Raw genomic sequence first — 3,866 nt, forward strand, 5'->3', positions numbered from 1 at the left:
GACCCCACGTCTGATTTCAAGTCAGGTGCATTAAACCGGGCTCTGCCAACTCTCCTGAAGTGCTGCGTATCTTAATGATATTTTTATGACTGTAAAGCGAAAAATTAAAAAAGTTGTCTAAGTGCCGAGATTTCAATCAAATAGACTATTTAGCACGTATAAGAGATGTTTTTATATTCACCTGACACCATTTTCATCTGAAACTACTTGAAAATGGGAACTAAAACCCATACAACATACACTAAATAATTGTGTACCATTTTGGTCATATCATAAGTCCTGTTGGAGGAAACAATGGATCAACGTTCGATGTATTCAAGTGCATCTCAACCATCGGTATTGCAGACGAACAAGGTTCTACGCAACACCTATATGCTGCTTGCGATGACACTGGCGTTTAGTGCGGTTTGTGCTGGTATAGCAATGGCAGTAGGCATTTCTCCTATGATGTCTCTTGTTATGACTATCGGCGCTTTTATTACGTTATTTGTAGTTCAGAAAAAAGCTGATTCAGCATCTGGTATCTACTGGGTGTTTGCATTCACAGGTTTAATGGGTGCATCACTAGGTTACACGCTTAATTTCTATCTAGGCGTTGCGGGCCCAGGCTTGATCATGGAAGCGCTAGGTGCAACAGCCCTTGTGTTCTTCGCGCTTTCTGGCTACGCACTTACCACTAAGAAAGACTTCTCGTTTATGGGCGGATTCTTGGTAGTAGGTCTAGTTGTAGTGCTTGTAGCTGCTATTGCGAACATCTTTTTCGCAGTTCCAGCGGTAAGCTTAGCAATCAGTGCAGCGATTGTGTTTATTATGTCAGGTTTCATCTTGTTTGATACAAGTCGTATCATCCACGGTGGTGAAACAAACTACATTCGTGCAACAGTTTCGCTATACTTGAACATATACAACTTGTTCACGTCTATCCTTCACCTTCTAGGTGCGTTTGGTGGCGACGATTAAAACAGCGTTAAAGGTTTAAAGAGAAACACCCCTTAACCGGGGTGTTTTTATTTGTATGGCAGAATATTCAGTACTTATCACATCATCACCGTTTCAAGGCGATACAGCGTTACGCGCCCTCTCCTTTGCACAAGGTGTAATCGATAATGGTGATGTAATAAACAACGTTTTCTTTTATAGCGAAGGTGTTCACCACACCAATAACTTAATGCTAAAGACGGGCGACGAGCTGTTCGTACTTGATAGCTGGAAGACTCTAGCTACTGAGCACAACGTGAAATTACTTGTATGCATTACCGCCGCCGTTAAGCGAGGTATTGTTAGTGAGTTAGAGGCGAAAGAGAATGGGTTGTCTCAGGCCAACTTAACCGCGCCTTTCGAGCAAGCTGGCTTGGGCGAATTCTTCACTGCGCTCCATGATTGCAACAGGTTGGTACAATTCTAATGGCGCAACTACTTATTAGGTTTACGCAAAGCCCTTTTTCCAATGCTAAAAGCCAAGACGGTTTAGATTTTGCGCTTGCTGCAACAAACTATGGGCAAGATGTTAAAGTGCTTTTTGAAAGCCAAGGTGTACTGCAGCTTGTTAAGGCAGCGTCTACCAAAGGACTAAAAAATCACACCAAACGTTTAGCTAGCATGCCGTTTTTCGATATCGAAGATTGCTTTGTGTGTAGAGCAAGTGCAGATACCTACGATATTGAACAGGTTCTTGCTAATAACAGTTTAGTTGATGAGTTAGACTGTGAGTGGGTAACCCCAAAAGAAAAAGTCACGCTTATCCAAAGCGTAGATCATGTGGTGACATTCTAATGCTTATTACTATTTCAACGCCAATTTTGAGCACTGAATACAAACAGCTTATTGAAGCCACTTATGAGCAATCGACTTCTACTTATGTTGTATTTGTTGGTGATGGCGTTTATGCCCCTGCATTAAACACCGCGTTTTTTGAGCAGCTGGCCAATACGGTAAAAAGCACGGTAGAGAGTACGACAAAAGGCACGGCAAAAGACAAACCAACGCTTAACCTGTCGTTCTTGAGTACAGATGCGGATACCAGGGGCGCAAATCTTCCCGAACATTTTAATCCAATTTCCCACAAAGAACTTGCTGCAATATCAGCAAAAAATCAGCACTGGATACCCCTTTCATGACACAAGAAACCTATAGCTTCAATTATAAAGGGCAAGCGATCCCTACAGACAAAGCCGGGTATTTACTCGACTATACCCTTTGGGAAGAAGGTATGGTTGAGTTGCTGGCGCAAGAAGAGAACATTGAATTAACAGAAGCCCACTGGGAAGTGGTGCGCTTCGTACGCGCATTCTATGAAGAGTACGAAACCAGCCCAGCAATTCGTGCTTTGGTGAAAGCTATGGCCAATAAGTTTGGGCCAGAAAAAGGTAATAGCCGCTATCTGCAGCGACTCTTTAAAAAAGGCCCGGCTAAGCAAGCCACCAAACTGGCAGGGTTACCTAAACCTGCGAAGTGCTTGTAAAGGCGATCGCACATTATATTTAAAGTGCTAGCGCCCCCGGCTAGCCTTCTGCTAAAAGCACTTGTTGAATTGCTTCACGGATTGAAACCCGATTTAAGGTAGCTATCAGAAAAGCCACCCTATTGTTAACTGTTTTAGCCTTGGTGTTGATATTGCAACTCCCCTCCTACATTGGCGTTTTATCTCGGGTTTCAGGCATATTTTTCATACTTGCCTTTTACCGAACACCATAAACGTGAATGTTTTACATAAATGGACATAGGAGGCTGTATGACAGTTCAAAAACACTACGTAATTGTGGCCAACCACGACGACGCCACAGCTTACACCTATACCAACCACGGAAGTGCACTTGTTGAAGTAAAAAAGTGGCATAACGAGTTTAGTGGCGCGAGTGACCAAGACATTTATACAGATAAACCCGGCAGACAATCGGCTCCCGCTTCGCAAGTACCAGGCGTTGATAGCATGAATCGAAAAGATGCCGCCGAACTCGAAGATGAAAGATTTGCCAGTGACATTGCTGACTGGCTAGATGGTGAGCGTAAACGAGGTGCGTTGGGCTCGATAGATATTATTAGTGGGCCTGGATTTCTTGGTAAATTGAGAAGCGGAATGTCATCTCAATGTTCAGACGTCGTCGACAAAGAAGTGAAAAAGAATGTTTTAGGCGCGGACGAAGAAACCTTGCTTTCCTACCTTAAATAAAACGTTATTTAGTAGTTAGATTGTCACAGGCGGCTGTTGTCATTGCCGCCTTCTCTTACTCGCTTATAAGTAAAAGTTAGCGGTTTTCGTCAGCTTTTAACACATTAACCTCACCGATTGCCTCGGCGCTTTTAAACGTCTTTACTCGCGTGACTTCAAGATCGGTATAAACACGAGGATTATTCAAAATATATTCTACCTCATTGTTCAATGAGCCTTGTTTGTCAGCCGCTAACCACGCATTTATCGCATGTGCATTATGTGGAAGAAAGCAAGGAATGGATTTTTCATGATACTGGCTAAATCCCTCTACGGGTGGGCGCGTCACTACTGCACAGGAAAATAGGCCATTACTAAACCGCCGGTATACCGCGCCAATTAACAATGCACCAGTAGCCGGTTTCATTAAAAAGTGCGCTTTTCCTTTACCAAGTGGGTTTGACTCCCCTACTGCAGTTGCGACAACCACAGCTCGTCGTTCACGAATAAACTTTCCCCAATAAGGGCTTTCTAGATTTCGAGCGTTAAATGTTGTTCTATCACCTACGGTAAGCGCGTTTCCATTAGGTTTTGCGTCAAACCACCACGTTGCATCGATGGTGCTATCACCAGATACAATTAAATTGGTAATTTGTCGTTCTGGCACTTTTCCAAATGCAGGATAAAAGTTAATAACATTGCTTGTGGAAGATTCATT

The 3,866-nt window shown here is 43.2% G+C and carries 7 protein-coding genes; 6 read left to right on the forward strand and 1 reads right to left on the reverse strand.

From position 1 onward, the window contains the following. The first annotated feature begins 294 nt into the window (after nt 1-294). The 6 genes from QVA83_RS15625 to QVA83_RS15650 all read left to right on the forward strand — a co-directional run bounded on the left by QVA83_RS15625 (nt 295) and on the right by QVA83_RS15650 (nt 3,169). Entirely contained in the window at nt 295-960 is a 666-nt protein-coding gene (locus QVA83_RS15625; protein ID WP_014949619.1) for a Bax inhibitor-1/YccA family protein, read from the forward strand. Between the two features lie 55 nt (nt 961-1,015). Continuing rightward, nucleotides 1,016-1,405 carry a sulfurtransferase complex subunit TusD gene (gene tusD, locus QVA83_RS15630; RefSeq protein ID WP_014976653.1) on the forward strand — a complete coding sequence of 130 codons (390 nt, stop codon included), beginning with the start codon at nt 1,016-1,018 and terminating at the stop codon, nt 1,403-1,405. Beyond that, on the forward strand, nt 1,405-1,773 hold the full coding sequence (locus QVA83_RS15635; RefSeq protein WP_287498665.1) for a DsrE family protein: 369 nt from the start codon (nt 1,405-1,407) through the stop codon (nt 1,771-1,773). The genes tusD and QVA83_RS15635 overlap by 1 nt, the downstream gene beginning before the upstream one ends. Beyond that, nucleotides 1,773-2,117, forward strand: a complete 345-nt coding sequence (locus QVA83_RS15640) for a hypothetical protein (protein ID WP_110289149.1) — start codon at nt 1,773-1,775, stop codon at nt 2,115-2,117. Before QVA83_RS15635 ends, QVA83_RS15640 begins: the two co-directional genes overlap by 1 nt. Further along, on the forward strand, nt 2,114-2,461 hold the full coding sequence (locus QVA83_RS15645; protein ID WP_014976656.1) for a TusE/DsrC/DsvC family sulfur relay protein: 348 nt from the start codon (nt 2,114-2,116) through the stop codon (nt 2,459-2,461). The genes QVA83_RS15640 and QVA83_RS15645 overlap by 4 nt, the downstream gene beginning before the upstream one ends. A 270-nt stretch (nt 2,462-2,731) precedes the next feature. Beyond that, nucleotides 2,732-3,169, forward strand: coding sequence for a host attachment protein (locus QVA83_RS15650; RefSeq protein ID WP_014979395.1), 438 nt, complete (start codon nt 2,732-2,734; stop codon nt 3,167-3,169). 76 nt (nt 3,170-3,245) lie between these two features. On the opposite strand, the gene QVA83_RS15655 is transcribed toward QVA83_RS15650, so the two are convergent. After that, a partial coding sequence (locus tag QVA83_RS15655) for an SOS response-associated peptidase family protein (RefSeq protein WP_287498666.1) occupies nt 3,246-3,866 on the reverse strand: 621 nt, incomplete at its 5' end.

Origin of the sequence: Alteromonas sp. AO-Serp (assembly GCF_017849675.1) — a bacterium.
Lineage (GTDB): Bacteria > Pseudomonadota > Gammaproteobacteria > Enterobacterales > Alteromonadaceae > Alteromonas > Alteromonas macleodii.